Source organism: Oceanobacillus luteolus (assembly GCF_042678205.1).
Lineage (GTDB): Bacteria > Bacillota > Bacilli > Bacillales > Amphibacillaceae > Oceanobacillus > Oceanobacillus luteolus.
Map to the genome: position 1 here is coordinate 1 of NZ_JBHUDE010000007.1, position 19,499 is coordinate 19,499.

The 19,499-nt window shown below is 40.9% G+C and carries 9 protein-coding genes and 1 pseudogene; 4 read left to right on the forward strand and 6 right to left on the reverse strand.

Annotation, left to right across the window (positions count from 1 at the left end; translation table 11 throughout):
* Positions 1 to 494: 494 nt before the first annotated feature.
* On the reverse strand, positions 495 to 3,635 hold the full coding sequence (lacZ, locus tag ACFSBH_RS02120; protein ID WP_379595823.1) for a beta-galactosidase, LacZ type: 3,141 nt from the start codon (positions 3,633 to 3,635) through the stop codon (positions 495 to 497).
* 216 nt (positions 3,636 to 3,851) lie between these two features.
* Here lacZ and ACFSBH_RS02125 point away from each other — a divergent pair, with 216 nt between their 5' ends.
* The 4 genes from ACFSBH_RS02125 to ACFSBH_RS02140 are packed head-to-tail and all read left to right on the forward strand — an operon-like array spanning position 3,852 to position 8,535.
* Positions 3,852 to 5,030 carry a galactokinase gene (locus ACFSBH_RS02125; protein WP_251512740.1) on the forward strand — a complete coding sequence of 393 codons (1,179 nt, stop codon included), beginning with the start codon at positions 3,852 to 3,854 and terminating at the stop codon, positions 5,028 to 5,030.
* A 1-nt stretch (position 5,031) separates the two neighbouring features.
* Positions 5,032 to 6,033, forward strand: a complete 1,002-nt coding sequence (gene galE / locus ACFSBH_RS02130) for a UDP-glucose 4-epimerase GalE (RefSeq protein ID WP_379595826.1) — start codon at positions 5,032 to 5,034, stop codon at positions 6,031 to 6,033.
* Positions 6,030 to 7,505 carry a UDP-glucose--hexose-1-phosphate uridylyltransferase gene (gene galT / locus ACFSBH_RS02135; RefSeq protein WP_379595828.1) on the forward strand — a complete coding sequence of 492 codons (1,476 nt, stop codon included), beginning with the start codon at positions 6,030 to 6,032 and terminating at the stop codon, positions 7,503 to 7,505. The genes galE and galT overlap by 4 nt, the downstream gene beginning before the upstream one ends.
* 10 nt (positions 7,506 to 7,515) lie before the next feature.
* A complete protein-coding gene (locus ACFSBH_RS02140) occupies positions 7,516 to 8,535 on the forward strand; it encodes an aldose epimerase family protein (protein ID WP_251512743.1) in 1,020 nt (339 codons plus the stop codon).
* 51 nt (positions 8,536 to 8,586) lie between these two features.
* Here the strand turns inward: ACFSBH_RS02140 and ACFSBH_RS02145 are convergent, their stop codons facing one another.
* The 5 genes and pseudogenes from ACFSBH_RS02145 to ACFSBH_RS02165 all read right to left on the reverse strand — a co-directional run bounded on the left by ACFSBH_RS02145 (position 8,587) and on the right by ACFSBH_RS02165 (position 19,292).
* Positions 8,587 to 9,750, reverse strand: a complete 1,164-nt coding sequence (locus tag ACFSBH_RS02145; protein WP_251512744.1) for an ROK family transcriptional regulator — start codon at positions 9,748 to 9,750, stop codon at positions 8,587 to 8,589.
* A gap of 79 nt (positions 9,751 to 9,829) precedes the next feature.
* A complete protein-coding gene (locus tag ACFSBH_RS02150; RefSeq protein ID WP_251512745.1) occupies positions 9,830 to 10,657 on the reverse strand; it encodes a carbohydrate ABC transporter permease in 828 nt (275 codons plus the stop codon).
* A pseudogene (locus tag ACFSBH_RS02155) lies at positions 10,654 to 11,527 on the reverse strand (carbohydrate ABC transporter permease). The gene ACFSBH_RS02150 and the pseudogene ACFSBH_RS02155 overlap by 4 nt, the downstream one beginning before the upstream one ends.
* Positions 11,528 to 11,616: 89 nt before the next feature.
* Positions 11,617 to 12,900 carry an ABC transporter substrate-binding protein gene (locus ACFSBH_RS02160; protein WP_379595831.1) on the reverse strand — a complete coding sequence of 428 codons (1,284 nt, stop codon included), beginning with the start codon at positions 12,898 to 12,900 and terminating at the stop codon, positions 11,617 to 11,619.
* 389 nt (positions 12,901 to 13,289) lie between these two features.
* Positions 13,290 to 19,292 (reverse strand): lamin tail domain-containing protein, encoded by a 6,003-nt coding sequence (locus ACFSBH_RS02165; RefSeq protein ID WP_379595832.1) that lies wholly within the window; start codon positions 19,290 to 19,292, stop codon positions 13,290 to 13,292.
* Positions 19,293 to 19,499 lie beyond the last annotated feature (207 nt).

The window sequence follows — 19,499 nt, forward strand, 5'->3', positions numbered from 1 at the left end:
CAGTCAATGGCAAGCAGCAAAGCTGTGGCTGCTCTCACACTATGATTTCAAATAATATTACTACTGGTCGAAAATATGCTTTTACACAGAATTATGGACTTGACTCGATTCTCACGACAAGAGAAGAGCTCTATTGCATGTTTTACCTCTAAACGGAAGCTGTTCGTGACTAGAGAACTGTTCTATTGTAAGTTTTACCGTAAAACAGACGCGATTCACGACAAGGGAAGAGCTCTATTGCATGTTTTGCCTCTAAACGGAAGCTGTTCGTGACTAGAGAACTGTTCTATTGTAGGTTTTACCGTAAAACAGACGCGATTCACGACAAGAGAAGAGCTCTATTGCATGTTTTACCAAATTGCGGGCGATGATATGCACATCCAATAACAAAATTTGAAAAAACAACCCGCTTCTCAAGCTACAATAGCTATTCAAGCAGGTTGTCCATAATATATTTATTTAATTCAATCCAAGTCTTAAAACAGCCCCGACCACTACTTACTCCACCTAGCCAATTCCTCCGGCGAAATCTCACTCTTCGAATACCCACCAAAATGGAAAACAAATTGGAAGTCATCATTTTTCAATTCATATTTTTCTTGAACACCAGGTCCACAGCTTGCAGAGCCAAGACCATTTTGCTGATGATCAATATTTAATACAATGAAGTCTTCTTCCACTAGATCCGTCTGATGGCGGGCTTTCTCCACGTTCTCTGTCGTATAGTGACTTGCACTGAAGTTGAACCATTCACCAGCTGCCAGTAAGCCTGCACCAGATAGATCCGTCAGGGATACCCAATTCACATCGGTACGGTTACCATTTTCCTGTGGGTAAACATATGGAGTAAACAGCTCGCCAACCGTTTTCGACCATACGCCAAAACGATTGGCCAGTTTACTGTCCACATACGATTCACCAGGACCGCGACCGTACCAGTCCACTTGCTGTAATGATTTTTTCAAATACATTTGCATTCCGATTTTCGGTAAAGTGATGGAACCTTCCCCATACTTCTTACCATCTACTTTCACCGTCACGATTCCGGTATTCGCAATTTCGTACGTGAAAGAAATTTCGAATCCCCAGTTTGTTCCCGGTGGTGCAATTTTCTTACTCACCGTAACCACCAAGGAATCTTTTTCGTCGGAAAGCTCATATTGAAAATCAACTAAACGTTGATGCATCATGTGTACGCGATGTTTTTTCCAATCTTTTTCTTCACTACGAGTATTAAATTCCAGCTGGCCAATTCGATCGTTGTCGGTTGGTGCTCTCCAGAAATTAATCGAAGGTCCCTTTTCAAGCATCTCCATTCCCTGAAACTTCCAAGATTCGATATCACCATTCGTCTCGTTGAATGCGACTTGGAAGGAATCGCCACTGACAACCAACTTGTTTCGGACTGTTTCCACATGTAATGGCACGTTGGTATTTACTATTTCTACTGTTGTATCCTCAGCTGTAATAGGAAGTAAGAACTGTTCCCATGCTACTTCATGTCCAGCTTTTGCCCATTTTGTATCGTTCTTCTCGATTAGATTTACCGTTAACCAATAATCCGTTTTGCTCTTCGCATGGACTGCAAAAGAAATCTCCACATCTTGGTAACTTCCAGGTTGTATTTCCGGAAGATCGATAGTTCCGGTACTCTCCAGCTCACCATCAGCATGGATGGACCAAGAAGCTGCTAAATGATTCAAATCAGCAAAATCATAACGGTTATGGATTCTTATGATTCCCTTTTCCAAGTCAATCGCTTCGACCTTAACCGGTTCAATCACTTTCTTGTATTCAAGCAGTGCTGGAGATGGTGTCCGGTCAGGCATGACCATTCCGTCAATGACAAAGTTGGAGTCATTCGGCTGGTCTCCAAAGTCACCACCATAGGCGAAATATTCTTCCCCTTCAGGTGTTTCTGTCCGGATACCGTGGTCAATCCACTCCCAAACAAATCCACCTTGCAGGCGCTCATATTTATAAAACATTTCAAAGTACTCTTTAAACCCACCAGGTCCGTTCCCCATGGCATGGCCGAATTCACATAAAATATGCGGCTGTTCCAAGTCTGTCCGTTTACCCCATTTGTCAAGCAGCTCCACGGAACTGTACATCGTCGAGAACATATCCGCTGCCACATTTAATTCTTGCGGCTCATTATCGGACTTTGTCATGATGGCACGTGTTTCACCTTCATAATGAATCAATCTTGTTTCATCTAGTTGCTTAGCCCATTCTGACATGTTAATCAGATTCTGGCCGAAACCGGATTCATTTCCTAATGACCAAATAATGATGGAAGGATGATTTTTATCACGTTCGACCATTCGTTTCATTCGGTCTAAGTATGCTTCTTCCCAATCTGGGTCTTCACTTAATTGACTGATATTCCCAACCAAGTTGAAACCATGCGTTTCCAAGTCAGCCTCATCAATGACATATAACCCGTATTCATCACAGAGATCATAAAATCGTGGGTCATTTGTATAATGCGCCGTACGAACTGCATTAATATTATGCTGCTTCATCAGCTCAATATCTTTCCTCATGATATCGATTGGAACTGCTCTTCCTAAATCAGGATGATGTTCATGGCGGTTGACCCCTTTAAATATAACCGGCACGCCATTCACTTGAATCAGTCCATCTTTCAACTCTACTTGTCTGAATCCTACTTTTGTTGGAATCACTTCCACCACATGACCATTCTCATCTTTTAAAGCAATAAGCAAATGATAGAGATATGGTGTTTCCGCGGTCCATTTTTTCGGTGCTGTTACTGGAATGCTCGTTGATAGTTGCAGCTCTTCTTTATCCACTGCTGTCTCTACATGATCCTCAGCCACAAACTCGAAGTCCGCATCCAATAATACATACTCCACCGTATAGGATTTCTGTCCTTCCAATTTCGAATGAATCTCTGTATCTATTTGCAATACGGCATTCTCGTATTTTTCGTCTAGTTCAGTTTTTATAAAATAATCATAGACATGGGTGTCCGGCGTTCTGATTAAATACACATCGCGGAAAATCCCGCTTAACCACCACATATCCTGGTCTTCTATATAGCTTGTGACCGACCATTGGTATACACGAATGGAGATGGTATTTTTTCCTTCACGTAGGAATGCTGTCACATCAAATTCAGAAGCTAAACGACTTCCTGTGCTATAGCCGACAAATTCGCCATTGACCCAAACATGGAATGCACTATCTACTCCTTCAAAACGAAGAATAGTAGATTGTTGCAACGCCTCTTTCGCAACATAAAACTCTCGGCGATAGGAACCTGTTGGATTTTCACTCGGAATATGCGGCGGGTCTACAGGAAACGGATAGGGAACGTTTGTATAATGAGGCCTTCCATAACCATTCAGTTGCCAATTCGATGGAACTTGTAGATCATCCCATTGTGACACATCAAAATCATCTTCATAAAAATCCTGAGGGGCGGTCTCTGGAGTTTCCGCATAATGGAATTTCCATTGTCCGTTTAATAATTGAAAACCATTCGCATAGCTTCTTTGATACGTAAGAGCATCTTCTTTATTTGAATAGGCTAGAAAATAGGATCGATCTTTCAAACGATTCTTTTCTAATACGGATAATTGTTTAAAATCATTAAAGTATGACATGATAACCTCCTAAAAATTTATTTATTAAACGCAATCATGAAAACGCCAACATTTCTATGTATTTGTTACCACCCCTATTGCGTAACTAAAAAAATAATAGTACACTTATGTTAACTTAATTAAATTAATTAATAAAGTTATGTTGTAACCATATTGTACTATCAAACGAACTAATTATCAATATTAATAAATATTTTAGGAGGTCAAAACGAACGCATGCAAACATTGATTAAACAATTTCATTCTATCTTTCAAACAAACAGCACACCAAGAACCTTCTTCGCACCTGGACGAATCAATCTAATCGGCGAACACACCGATTATAATGGCGGGCATGTTTTCCCAGCGGCGATATCCTATGGTACCTATGCTTTAGCAGCAAAACGAAACGATCAACAATTACGCTTTTACTCGATGAACTTTCCCGAAAAAGGAATCATCACTTGTGACATTGCCGATTTAACATTTAATGATAGCCATGACTGGGCGAATTATCCAAAGGGAGTATTTCTACATTTAATGGATGCCGGATTCCACCTTTCCCATGGTGCAGATATCCTCTATTACGGCAATATCCCGAATGGTGCTGGCCTATCTTCCTCCGCTTCCATCGAACTCGTTACTGGAGTGTTAGTAGAAGGAATCTATGAGAAAACAATCGACCGAATAAAGTTGATTCAGCTCGGTCAGAAAGTAGAAAACGAATATATCGGCGTCAACAGTGGCATTATGGACCAATTCGCCATTGGTATGGGTAAAGAAAATCAGGCGATGTTATTAAACTGTGACACATTGGAATATAAATATGCCCCACTTAATTTAACGGATCACGTCATTATGATCATCAACACGAACAAGGAAAGAAAGCTCTCCGGAACAAAATATAATGAACGACGTGCTCAGTGTGAAGCTGCATTGGCAGATTTGCAACAAGAATTGAAGATTCGCAGTTTAGGAGAATTAACGATAGAAGAATTTGAAGCGAGTAAGCATTTGATAAGCGATGAAGTAAATCAAAAGCGGGCAAAACATGTTGTCTATGAAAACGCCCGCACACTGGAAGCTTTCGATGCTTTACAACAAGGGGATCTAGAAGCTTTTGCAGAGTTATTGAACGAGTCACATATTTCGTTACGAGACGATTATGAAGTGACGGGAGTGGAACTTGATACGATTTCCGAAACAGCATGGAATCTCGATGGTGTACTCGGTGCTCGTATGGTTGGTGCAGGGTTTGGAGGATGTGCCATCGCCCTCATTGAAAAAGAGAAAGCCGAAAGCATCAAACAACAGATTAATAAGGTCTATAAAGAAAAAGTCGGTTATGAAGCTACATTCTATACTGCCACGATTGGCGAAGGTGCAAGAGAAATTCAAATAACGGAGGAGGTTTAAGATGAGTGTACTAGTTTTGGGAGGGGCCGGGTACATCGGTTCCCACGCAGTCCATCAATTAATTGATCAGGGGGAAGAGGTTGTCGTTGTTGATAACTTAACAACCGGGCATAGAAGTGCGATTCATCCACAAGTAACTTTTTACGAAGGTGATTTGCGGGATTTAGACTTTATCTCTTCGATTTTTGCTAAAGAGAAGATTGATGCCGTGCTTCACTTCGCAGCAAACTCGCTCGTTGGCGAATCCATGGAAAAGCCGCTCCAATACTTTGACAATAACGTTTACGGAACCCAAGTATTATTGCAAGCGATGGTCGAAGCAAATGTGAAATATATCGTCTTCTCCTCAACTGCTGCAACCTACGGAGAACCAAAGACCGTACCAATCACAGAGAATTTGCCAACAAATCCGACCAATACGTATGGCGAAACAAAACTGACGATGGAAAAAATGATGAAATGGACAGAATCGGCTCATGGAATTAAATATGTTTCACTACGTTATTTTAATGTAGCTGGTGCCAGGGAAACGGCCGAAATCGGTGAGGATCACCGACCGGAAACCCATCTCGTCCCGATTATCTTACAGACGGCTTTGAACCAACGTGAGTACATGACCATTTTCGGTGATGACTATGATACTCCCGACGGCACATGTGTCCGGGATTATGTCCATGTCGAGGATTTAATTGATGCCCATTTACTAGCTTTAGAATATCTAAGAAATAATGGAAAAAGTGATATCTTCAACTTAGGAAGCAATCAAGGATTCTCCGTGAAGGAAATGATCGAGACAGCCCGGACCGTAACCGGAAAAGAAATTCCTGTGAAAATTGGAAAACGCCGTGCAGGCGACCCTAGCACATTAATTGCAAGCTCGGAAAAAGCAAAGCGGATCCTTGGTTGGAATCCAACACGCACGGATATTACAAAAATTATGGAAGATGCTTGGAACTGGCATTCTACACATCCGACCGGATACGGAAAGGAAGATGAAGCATGATCTACAATCATATCGAAGGACTGATACAACAAGCATTGCACGCAGAATTGATTGACTCAGCTGATGTGCCTTACGTCCGGAATCAGGTGATCCATCAATTAGGCTTGGACACTTTCCCGGAAGCCGTAGAGCCGACGAATGATAGTATCCCGAATATCCTGGACCATCTCATATCCTATGCTATTGAACATGGAGTGATTGAAGATGTGTTCGATGATAAGGAGATCCTATCCGCTACTATCATGAACTGTTTTATCGCAAGACCGTCCGTAATCAATGAAACGTTTTATAAGAAATATGAATCTTCACCACAAGAAGCAACAGACTACTTTTATCATTTAAGTAAGAACAGCAACTATATCCAAATGAATCGAATAGCAAAGAACATCTCCTTTAAAGCCGAATCGGATTATGGTGAATTGGATATCACCATTAACCTGTCCAAACCAGAAAAGGACCCGGAACAGATTAAACGGGAAAAGACGATGAAACGGGACTTGAATTATCCAAAATGCCTGCTTTGTGTAGAAAACGAAGGATATGTAGGCAGAACCGGACATCCTGCAAGGGCCAATCACCGGATCATAAAGGTACCATTGCTCGGAGAAAACTGGTATCTGCAATATTCTCCGTATGTTTACTACAACGAGCATAGCATATTGCTTTGTGAAGAGCATCGGGATATGAAAATTGACCGGAATACATTCGAACGGCTGCTCAACTTTACGGATCAATTTCCACACTACTTCATCGGTTCCAATGCGGACTTGCCGATTGTCGGTGGGTCAATATTAAGTCATGACCATTACCAAGCCGGGAGATATGAATTTCCGATGATGAAAGCAGAAGATGCTTTCCATTTTGAACTGAATCAATTCCCTGACGTATCTGCATCCGTTGCGAAATGGCCGATGTCGGTCATCCGTCTGAAAGGGAAAAAAATCGCTGACCTCGTGCGTGCAGCAGAACATATCTTAAACACATGGCGCAATTATTCCGACCCTGAAGCGGATATCATCGCCTATACAGATGACACACCGCATAATACGATTACGCCTATTGCACAAAAACAAGGTGATGTATTTCAACTTAATCTCGTCTTACGAAATAACCGGACATCAAAGGAACATCCGATGGGTATTTTCCATCCGCATGCTGATGTTCACCATATTAAAAAAGAAAATATCGGACTCATCGAAGTAATGGGGCTTGCTGTATTACCGCCAAGATTGAAAGATGAACTACAAGAGATTCAAGATTATCTATTAGGAAAGTCCAGCAATATCGCACAACACCATGAAGCATGGATAAACCAACTAACCGAAAAATATCCAGCTCTTACTCATGATGCTGAAGCAAAGGAAATATTGAAAGTCGAGCTCGGACAAAAGTTTGTGAGAATACTAGAAGATGCAGGTGTACTAAAAGAACGTGCAGTTTTTGAACGATTTATTGACACGTTGAATAAGTAGGTGACACATAGTGAAGATAGAAAAGGAAACGGTTTTTGGAAATTGGGAGGAATACACCTTAACGAACGATCAAAACATGTCCGTTAGTGTATTAAACTACGGGGCTATCATTACAAAGATCCTTGTTCCCGACCGAAATGGTAAGCTGGAAAATATCGTACTAAGTTTTAAGGATTATCAAGATTATAAAACAAACCCTAATTACTTTGGAGCGATTATTGGCAGGGTCGCTGGCAGAATTCAAGACGCTTCTTTTGATATCGCCGGAACAACCTTTTCATTAGAAGCAAATGACGGCAACCATCATTTACATGGCGGTTCTGCCGGGTTACATCAAATCATTTGGAAAGTGAGCCCTTTTGAAACGAAAGATTGCATTGGGTTAACATTAACCCACCAATCCCGTGATGGGGACGGTGGATACCCTGGTAATGTGGACATTACCGTTACCTATACGTTAACCAATGATAATCAGTTACAGCTTGACTATACAGCTGTAACTGACAAATCAACACCAATTGCGCTTACCAACCATACGTATTTTAATTTATGTGGTAATCTAAGAGATACTGTGCAACACCACTTCTTAACAATGAACAGTAACAGTTTTGTAGAATTGGATGAAGAACTTATACCAACCGGAAAGATAATTGATGTAGAAGATTCAAGGTTTGATTTTCGGAACAGTCGGGTTCTTGGAGAAAGTTTCACCAAAGAGCTGAACGGTTATGATCATTATTTCATCTTTGATGATACTCATAGCGGAGAACAAGTGACGTTGACAGAACCGACAAGCGGACGCGTTCTCAAAGTGTATAGTAATCAGCCAGGAATGGTCCTATATACAGCCAATGATTTAAATGAAAATATACAACTAAGAGAAGCTGCAGGTAAAAAACACCTGGGAGTATGCTTTGAAACACAAGGCTCACCTGCTTCATTACATCACGCAGGCTTTCCAAGCATCATCCTCCACCCTGATGAAACATATAGACAACATACGTTGTTTGAATTTCTAATTCATGAATAACAAAAAGCAGTTAATCCCAAACACAAGGATTAACTGCTTTTCATTTATATACTATTTCTGAAACAATTCCACAAGCAATAGAGAAACTGCACCTAACAATGTTGCATCATCACCTAAGCGTGAAACGGTCACTTCCGTTTTCTTCGCCTCGGTTGTCAGAGCTCGTTGTTCGATTGTTTTAGCAATCACTGGAACAATAAATTCCTGGCTTTTCATGACGCCACCACCGAGTACAATTCGACTAGGATTAACGATATGAATGAGATTCGTCAGTCCAATCCCGATGATTTCTCCTGTTTCTTGTAAAAATTGTAAAGCCTCCGCGTCCCCGCTTTTTGCCAGCTTATAGATTTCTTCACCGTTCAACGCATCTTCAAGCTGGAATTGTTTTTTATAGCGTTCTGCGATAGCATGTCCACTTACATAGGCCTGTAAACAACCAGGGTTCCCACATTCGCAGATTTCACCATGCAAATCGATTGACATATGGCCAAACTCTCCCGCAATGTCCTGTGCACCGTGATATAGATTTCCATCGATCACAAAACCGGCTCCAACACCACTACCGATATTTACTGCAACCATACTATCGACGTCGCCATTACCGCCAAACCACGATTCCCCAAGCGCTATTGCACGGGCATCGTTTTCCACTTGAACCGTTAAATCAAAGTGTTCTTCCAACGTTTCTTTAATCGGAATATTTCTTAAATCCAAGTTTGGGGCGACTAAAGACATTCCCGTATGGACATCAACGACCCCATGCATCGCAACCCCGATTCCAATGATTTTTCCATGATCGCCACCAGTGGATCGGATCATCGCTTCAACCATTTCGATCAAAATGGAAAGGAATTTATCATTCGTTAATGGCTTCGTTAACGTATAAGATTCTGAGCGCTTTAGTATGTTTCCGGACAAATCGGTTAATACACAGTCTACAGAACCAGGACCTGCATCAATCCCGATGACATAGAAAGCGTCGCCATTGATTTGAAGCATCTTTGGCTTGCGCCCGCCACTGGATTCTCCAAGGTCACTTTCTGTAACGATCCCCTCTTTCATCAGTTCCCTGACGATACTGCTCACCGTTGGGGGCGTTAGTTTAGTATCCTTCGCAATTTGAGCTCTGGATATTGGCTCAGCTGTTCGTATTTTATTTAAAACGATCGATTTATTGACGGATTTCATTAATTGAAACGAACCACGTTCCATACGTATCCCCCGTTTACTTCATGTGATAACTGTCTATCTACTATATTAAATATCTTGTACTAAAAAAACAAAAGATTCATCAACCTTTAACCGATCCGGTCATTCCTTCAACAAAGAATCGTTGTAGGAAGAAGAAGACGAGAGCAGTCGGTATCGTACCTATCACAATCGCTGTATAAATGACGCCATAGTCCGGGGTATATCCCGACCCTAAATTCGAAATCAATAATGGGATCGTCTGATTTTCTGGCGATTGTATAATGACTAATGGCCATAGATAATTATTCCAATTGTTCATGAAAGATATAATCCCGGCAGCAGCCAACGTATTTTTCATCGATGGCATATAAATCCTGAAAAATATCCCTAACTCGCTAAGTCCATCAATTCTACCTGCCTCAATCAAATCTTTCGTGAACATCTTTGTATTCTGTCTAAAGAAGAAAACAAAAAATGCTGTAGTTACATATGGCAAAATAACTGCATATAACGTGTCCACTCCGATTGCTGGAAACACTTGCGAGATATTTCCGAAGAACCTAAATAACGGAATCATCAAAGCAGCAAACGGTATCATCATAGAAAGCAAGAGAATCGTAAAGACAATGTCTTTCCCCTTACTCTGGTAAACTTCAAATCCATATCCCGCAAGAGCGGATACGATGAGACATAATACTGTAGCAATAATAGCAATAAAAAATGAATTAAACAACGCGGAGCCAACATTGTAGTTTGCAAAGAGGTTGCTTAAGTTCTCAAACAAGTTGCTTCCTGGCATTAAGCTCCCCCGAGTAATATCAACCGATTTATTCGTCATGCTGATTAACATCCAAATAAATGGAAACAGGGAAACGAATGCCGCCACACTTAATATCACGTAAGTAAAGATCGACTTCCAGTTAATCATTTTTTGTCACCACCAAGTCTGAATTGAATGATAGAGAAGATCACGGTCAAAATAACGATGACAAAGGAAACAGCTGCCGCATAACCAAAGTCAGGCGTGTACTCGAATGATAGATTATAAATATATTGTGAGATGGTTAATGTTTCATTTCCTGGACCACCTCTTGTGATGTTCATCGGCTCATCGAACAATTGAAGTGTTCCAATGGTAGATGTAATCGCCGTAAAAAAGAATGATAGGCTTTAACATCGGAATCGTAATATAGAAAAACTGTTGGAAGGAATTTGCTCCATCGACCCTAGCTGCCTCATAAACAGATTTATCCACATTTTGTAAAGCTGCTAAATAGAAGATCATATTGTACCCCGTCCAACGCCACGTAATAGCGATGATGATCAATACCTTCGCCCAAAACGGGTCCATCAACCATTCGATCGGTTCAGAGATTAAGGATAGATTTAATAGAAACTTGTTTACAATCCCATCTGTTGAGAATAAGTACTTGAAGATAACCGAATAAGCAACAAGTGATATAACAGCCGGTAAAAAGATAGCCGTCCTGAAGAATTCTTTAAACTTCAAATCAGGATTATTCAACAGTACAGAGAAAAACAAGGCAAGTAAAATCATGACCGGAACCTGAATAATTAAGTAAATGAACGTATTTCTGATCGCCGTCAATGCCACCGGGTCATTGAGTAAACGTCGATAATTATCCAATCCAGCAAATTCCAGATTCACTCCCATCCCCGACTGAAAAGATAGGATGAGAGCTTGCAGCATCGGATAAAAATAAAATAAAGTAATGAAAATAACTGCAATCAGGATGAAAAACCAACCTAATAAGTCTTTACTTCTTACAAGCTTCATTTGTGATCACTCCAAACGTTGAGATGTATAGAAAGCCATGATTATTTTTATAACTATCAATCTAGCAAGGATAGATAGGTAGCTTTCCTTTAATTACTAAGTCGCCCTTCTGCTTGCTTTTGGGCATCTTCTAGAGCTTCCTCGAGACTCTTACCGCTTTTATATTTCTGTATCTCACCAATGAGAATATCCATGACCGCATACGTATGCATTCCATAATTCACACTTGGAATCTCTTCCATCCATGTGATAAAGTCGGCAATAATTTTTTGTCCTCCGAAGAAATCATCACGAATTTGGAAAGCTTCTCCGTCTAAAGCTGGTAAATACGTACCGATGGCACCAATCTCTGTCACGAGATCCTGATATAGCTCCTTATTTGAACCAAATGTACTTGCTAAAAATTCTGCTGCCTTTTCTTTACCAGGAATATTCAGTACATAGAAAGAACTTCCGCCCAGGTTGGATGCATTCACCGCGCCTTCAACCGGCAGTCTTGGAATCGGCACTACCGTCCATTTTTCAGCTTGTGATTCTTCCGCTTTAATATTCGGCGTCATCCAATTTCCTACCGCCACACTGACGACTGCTCCACTATTAAAAGCTGAAACTCTGGAACTCCAATCTGTATTGATATGAGCGATTCCTTCTTCTTGCAATGCATTATAAATCCGCACCGCTTCTTTCACCGCTTCATTATCACTGATATCTGCTGTTCTTCCATCTTCCTCGGTGAACCAGACACCAGCGGTCTGAATCATATGTCTTAAATCATCCGGATCGTTTGGATTAATGGAAATCATGTATTTCCCTGTCTTCTCTTTTATGTCCTTACCAATTTCAAGAAATTCGTCCCATGTGATATTCGTCAGGTCCTCTGGAGTGTATCCCGCTTCTTCTAAGTAATCGGTCCGTAAATATAACCCAGTTACACCCGTATCAAAGGGTACTCCATATTGGCCCCCTTCAAAACTTGTCGGCGCCTTTTTATAATCTGCAAAATCATCGATATCGAAGTAATCCGATAAATCATAAAAAGCATCTGGATATGCTTGTAAGAAGCTTTGTGCCCGGTAATCTTCAATGAGAACAATATTCGGCATCCCATGCATCGTCCCGGAGCTCAATCCAGTATTTAATCGTTGAACAATATCTTTTTGTCCATTTTCTATGATTTGTAGCTTGAAATCCTCATCTTCCTGCTTGTAGTACTCTCCTGCCATTTCTAATGCAGCCACATTAAATAATGGATCCCAAGCCCATGCTGTCAGAACACCGGACTCCTCGTATGTATTTTTAGCAGCCCCAAATGAGCAAGCTGAAAGGATACATATCAACAACACCACCATGATTACTGTCATCCATTTTTTCACTTTTTCTACCCCCTAATTTGTTGTCAGTCAGATATGTAACACACCTATCATGGGTTTTTACAAAAAAGATACCGCTAATCCTTGAGCTAAAGAGCGATGCCTTTACGTGTTTGAGTAAACGCTTTCTAAATCACCTATAAAATAATGCTCCCGAAATGTTTCTTAATTAATTTAATTAAGTTTAATATTACAGAGTAATTTTAGGTATGTCAATAGAAGAGTAAATAATATTCATCTCTTGTAGAGTGGTTAGATTTAGCATTTATTTCATGACTTATTCTATAAAAGAAGTAAGGATATCTGGAACGTGCTGCTCCAAATATCCTTACTTCACGTATCTATTATTCACATGTTCACGTAACGTAAAAGTGTCCGAGTTCCTTTCCAGACTACTCTCCCAACATCCGCACCTTCAACCTTCTTGAAACTAAAATTCCGATACTAACTACAATCAAAGTAAGTCCAATCAACAAGTAGTTGAAAATACTTGTTGCCGTCTTCGGCAAGCTGTTTCCAGAAGTTTCTTTTGACTTATCGGTTTGATTTGCTTTTGCTTTGTCAACCTTATGTCCAGAAGACACTGCAGCTGGTTTTTCTTTTCCTTCTTCCTCATCCTTACCAACAGAAGATGTTCCGTCTGAATCGGTTGTTCCTGATTCATCTCCCTCTCGATCATCTTCTATGTTGTCGCCTTTGCCAGATTCATTGTCTGCATTTTCTTCATCATTGTCCACTTCTTCTTCAGGTAATGTTACCTCTCCATCCACTGTTTCAAAACTCCAAATTGGAGATCTCGTTGATCCGCCAAATTCATCCGTTATATGGACATACCAGGAATATTCATGGTTTGGTTGAAGCCCCGTCCATGTAACTTGTGCAGCTTCTCCACTTGGTACGTTTTCCACCGTGCCAATTTGATGATTACTATAGACATTGATTTCAACATAATCCGTCTCTACTTTTTTGAGTTTTGGTTCCAGATCCCATTCCATGGTAAACTCGTCTTTCTCCGGATACTCCTCTGGTTCATAGAAATTATAATCATCAAGATACGGAGAGTAGGTTTGGACAGCTACTTTGTTCTCGTTCATTTTAAAGTTAAGGATTCTTAAATAACCTTGTCCACCTTCCGGACCGCCTTGGTAATCGGCAAGCAATTGATATACCGTACGATCCGCAACGCCGTCTCCATCATCATCCATTTCATCAATCCATGTCTGTGCATTATGGTAATGTCCAGAGAGAACGGCTTTAACTTGTTCATTCGGCACAACTACCTTTTCAAACAACTCATCCCCAATTGGACTTCTCGTACCTGTAGCAAGCAAGTACTCATGGAAATTAAGGATAGCGACTCGATCTGGATGCGCAGCAAGAACTTCGTTGATCCAGTCGATTCCTTCTTGGTCAACACCCCATCCCATATAAACCATAATGAAATCAATGCCGTTCACACTGATCAAATCATAGTGGCCACGGTTATTTTCATAGGAACCGCCATAATATGAACGATCCTCGAAGCGGTCCGCTCCAAAATACTGATAATAATTTTCGTAGTTATGGCTCTTGTTGTCGACATCATGGTTTCCTGCCAATACACCATAAGGAATTCCGGCTTCATCCAACACGCGCATGTTGTCATCTGCAACTTTCCACTGGTCAAAGTCATCATAAACATCAACCAAGTCTCCTGTATGGAAAATATATTCAATATTTAACGCATCTCTATTTTCAACCATCCAATTGACCTGGTCTTCATAGATCCATGGATAACGTGCAGAATAATATTGAGTATCGGTAAACCAAACAAAACTGAAATCCTCTCCATATTCTGCAATCTGGTCTTGAACTATGACGCTCACCTTTTGGTCATTGAGATATTCTGGACCTTTTACAGAACCAACGAGTTCAAAAGCTTCTTCACTAGCGACTGTAGACGTCAGTTCGTCCCAGTTCTCCGTATGATAGTTCCAGGCATACATCGTCACTTTTCTGCCTTCCAACGATGAACCATTCCAGACGATTTCAATTTCATCGTCATCATCAACGTTCTCATCGACAGTTACATCAAAACGATGATATGGGAACTCTGTCATCGATTCAGTTGAAACTCCATTACCATCTAATGCGCTAAGTTCCTGAAGCTCATCTTCAGTTAACGTTTTTTCCCCTTCTGGCTGGAACGATTCAGGCGGTTCTGTTGTCGAAGCAAACTGCTTGATCGTCAGATGATCCGTATCTTCTGCTGTGTACTGGTATGCCTCATAAAACGTTACATCCATCGCATCATTTGTCGGGTCTGTCACTCGAACCGATAAATTAGCGCTCGTATCTTCAGGAGTACCCTTCAACCAGTCAGGCAGCCAAGGATGTTCTTCGGTGACAGTAAATGTTACTGTTTTTTCCTCTACATTCCCTACGATGTCCGTTGCACGGAAAATTGCTTCATGCTCACCTGGTTCAAGTAGGGCAGATGATGTTTCATGCGGCAAGGAAATATAATTTCCGCCTAACTGAACTGTTACATCTTGTACTCCGTTTGCATCGGAAACTTCTGCATCAATTAGGAACTCCCCTTTATATTCCTGACCATTTTCTATCGTCGGTACGATGGTCGGGGCTGTATTATCCGCAATGACATTTGCTGCAACTGTTTCTTCTTCAAAATCTGCCTTAATTTCGTATGATCCATCTTCTACCATCGTCGTATCGAAGACGTAAGCAAGCGAAGTAAACATTTCATCTTCTAACGTAAACGTAAAATCAAACACTTCCTGTTTCCCGGCACTGTCTCCTACAGGGTAATTGACGTTTGGATCACTGTAGGCCGGGTCATAAATGACGGTTCCATCAGATAAAACGAGACGAATATTTTTAATTGTGAAGTCGTCACGGTTCTCTGTTGATCCTTCATCAAATGGGCTGACTTTATTACCTGCCCGGATGGAGATTGTGTTATCACCAATCTCTAATTTATCTGCCGGAATCGGCACGGTTAATGTCACAAAGTCATTATACGTGTCATCAAAAATGGTTAAAATTTCATCACCCATCGTGACACCATTTTGGAAATAAATATTCGTTTCCGTCACGTCAAAAGCAAAATATGCTTCATTTTCCATAGCACGGAATGTATCTTGAACTTCTTCATCATCCACCGATAAGACGATGTCATTCGTATATTCATCGGCAGTTGCTTTAATGATCTTTTCTCCTGCTATCACTTCTTCGTCCGCTACATTTAAGCGAAGACCAGTTTGAACATGTGGATGTTCAATGGATAGAGTTTTCAAGTTCGTACGACTTTCATTTTTTCCATCACTCGCAACCAAATAGTATTCAAGTTGCTTCTGTCCGATTAATTCAGGAGTGTACACCGTATATAGAAATTCATCATTGTCACCACGCGGCAGACTCACTTTGATAAAATCCGTGTCCTCCATCGTGCGGTAGTACAAGAATACAGATTTCACTTGAACATCATCGGTGATGGTCGCCGTGATATGAAAATCTTCTCCTGAAGTAAGTGTTTCTCTTGTATTATCTTGTATTTCCGGTTGAGTCACATCAGTCGGCAACTGCACTTTTTCCGATGGGACTTGCTCGATCATCACAGCACCAGGAGTTGCATCCAACTCTCCCGCACTGATTTTTTGAGATTGCATACTGCCGTCTTGTGGGAAACGATAAAAAATTCCTTTATCCGGCTGCGTATCATCAACCCCAGTTACATCATTGTAAGCTGCGTAAGATAACTCATCCCCTGTTTGCGTGGCAATGACCAATGTCCTTTCCGTACCATTTGCCATTCCATTGTTATAAATCTTGATGAGGTTCTGTCCTTCTGTTAAATCCGTTCCAAAATGGTTATTAAAATCCTCGCCAGTCAAATGTGGATTCCCACCATTAATGATCCATAAAACGACGGTTTCTCCTGAAGGAACAATAATATCCTCATGGTCCAGCGGCGGTCCCCATAACAGATCCCCTTCCGCTCCCGTATTCGGATAACGGTAACGTAAAACATAATCATTAAAGCGAATGTCTTCCGTTGTATTGTTATAAACCTCAATAAACTCATAAGCATCCGCGCCGTTCACATTCGCTGTGTCCGGTACAATTTCTGTAATGAGAAGTGGTGGAATCTGTTGATAGTCAATATCCGCTTTGGGAAGGTCCAATACACCGATATCGGAAGTTGCCTGTCTTGCGTCATTAGTGGCAACGAAATAATATTCTATTCCCTCACTCCAGATCTCTTCGACCGGAATCGCGACGGTGAAGTTCTCTCCATCTTGACTAGTCAGCGTTAGAGACTGGAATTCCATCGCCGTGGTTTGACGGAAGAATACTTGAACTCCTGTGACAGGTAGTTCCGAATCCACTTGCACCTCGACTTGGATGAGTCCATCCTCAAGATGAATTGCTGCTTCACCAATTGTTGGTGCACTTGCTTCTGTATCTACCTTCACCGGGATCGACGGCACTTGTTCCGGATAAACGTGAAGTGGAGTGACCGTTTCATCGACTCCGATTTTATCCATTACATGTCCTTCTGTCGGGAATTGATACATAATCCCTCTGTCAGGGTAAACATCTTTGGACCCGTCATTATAAGTCGCTTCAGCAATCGTGTTGCCAACCATATCACTAATGATAATTGTACGTTCGCTGCCGTTTGCCATTCCGCCACTTCCTATTGTTGTTACATGGCTCTCTGACAACTCAATACTATAGGCAGCTTCAAAATCCTCTAATGTAGCATCTTTATTTCCTGCATTTTTAATCCAAACGATGAATGTTTCTTGTGGACCAATCACTTTATCCTCGGTAATATTCCAGATTTGGTCTGCTGTATTCGTTGGATAACGATAAATCAGTTGATAGTCTTTCATATTGATGGACTGGTCACTATTGTTGTAGATTTCGATAAACTCATACGCATCCGAGCCATTCATATTGGCTGTATCTGGCGTGATTTCAGTGATAAGCAGACGCGGTACAGCTTGAGGATCGTAATCTTCCTCTGTTTCTGCTTGTCCATCATTCTGTAAATCGGATTCCAAGCTCTCTTCTACCTGCTCCGTCTCTACTACTTCAACTGGAGTTGACGGCACTTGACCAGGAATCAAGTTTTCCGGGTCAACTTCCGTACTGATACCTGCTTTTTGCATGGAAGTGCCTTCGCTTGGATAGAGATAGATTATCCCTTTATTTTGGGAGACATCCTCACCATCAAAGGATGCTTGTACTATCGTATGTCCTGACTTGTCGTTCATGGTTATCGTACCACTCTCAGCAGCCATTGCTTCACTTTTAACAAATACGAGGTTGCTTTCGGCGACATTTGTTCCATAGAAAGTATTAAAATCATCGGCTGTCAGGGTCTTCTCACTGTTATGTATCCAAATGACAACCGTTTCTTGCGGTCCTACTTCTATATCATCCGCTATATCCCAGTCTACTTTTCCAGCCAACTCAGACTGATAGACAAACTGATAATCATTCAAATGAACCGGTTGATTACTATTATTATAGATTTCGATAAAGCCATAAGCCTGCTCCGTTTGAGGTGCGACTTCTGTAATAAGCAGCTCCGGAATGTCTTTTGTATGCTCATCTTTCGTTACAGACGCTTCAATCACATCTGTGGATTTCGTATTACCTTCCGCATCTTCGGCAATCAGTTCATACTGGAATACAGTCGACCAAAGTTTCTCGTTCGGAATGGAAAGGTTGAATTGATCGTTTTCCTTTGTTAAAAGCAATTCTTCCGCCTCTAACTCTTTCGCAGATTTAAAGATCATTTTCACACGCTCTGCACCAGGTGCATGAGCGGTTACCTTCAAATCATTGCTCCCGTTTATTTGTGTAATTGGATCATGTTGTAATTGAAAGGATTCTTCTTGATGTTCTTCTTGCTGTGGTTCTGAATCAGTTTGTTGAGGTTCGTCCTTTGTAGATGTTTCATTTTCTTCATTTAAAGGTATGATGTAAGGCTTCGTTGCTTGTTGTACATCATTTTCATATTTTCCTAGAAACCAATATTCGAATTTCTCTTGTTCTAAATCACCAGCTGGAATCACTGCAGTAAATTGACCATTTTCATTTTCAGTCATTGCGATTGTTTTTGTTTCATTATGTACCATGTAGTTCACATCCACCGCAATAGCACCTTCAGCTTGGACAGACAGCTGTAAATCTTCATTAGCATTTACTGCTTGGGGTTGCTCATGTTGAATCGAAGCTTCCCCTTCTTTTTCTACTTCACTTCCAGAAACACTTTCCGCATACACCTGCTGCTGTGCTATCGGCAACATCGGACTTACTAGTACCAGCAAAGCTAGGTATGCAGTAAAGAGTTTCTGAAGTGCCTTTCTCCTTCGTTTCAATATACTCCCTCCATCTCTCCTATTATGTCAACTTATAGTATAGAAAGTAGATGTTAATAAGATATTAAAAGGGAGTAAATATTATGTTAATTAAAGTCAAGGCTACCATCTAATAGAATTTTATTGGATCCTAATTATAGCGGTATAACCTTATTTATAGGAGACTTGTAAAAAACATAAAAGCTACCAATTTGGCTATGAAGCGCA

What these genes read in the sequence shown, in the direction of transcription:
- ACFSBH_RS02145 (WP_251512744.1), bottom strand. Translation starts at nt 9,750, where the DNA reads ATGGAACGTGGTTCGTTTCAATTAATGAAATCCGTCAATAAATCGATC.
- ACFSBH_RS02150 (WP_251512745.1), bottom strand. Translation starts at nt 10,657, where the DNA reads ATGATTAACTGGAAGTCGATCTTTACTTACGTGATATTAAGTGTGGCG.
- ACFSBH_RS02125 (WP_251512740.1), top strand. Translation starts at nt 3,852, where the DNA reads ATGCAAACATTGATTAAACAATTTCATTCTATCTTTCAAACAAACAGC.
- galT (WP_379595828.1), top strand. Translation starts at nt 6,030, where the DNA reads ATGATCTACAATCATATCGAAGGACTGATACAACAAGCATTGCACGCA.
- galE (WP_379595826.1), top strand. Translation starts at nt 5,032, where the DNA reads ATGAGTGTACTAGTTTTGGGAGGGGCCGGGTACATCGGTTCCCACGCA.
- lacZ (WP_379595823.1), bottom strand. Translation starts at nt 3,635, where the DNA reads ATGTCATACTTTAATGATTTTAAACAATTATCCGTATTAGAAAAGAAT.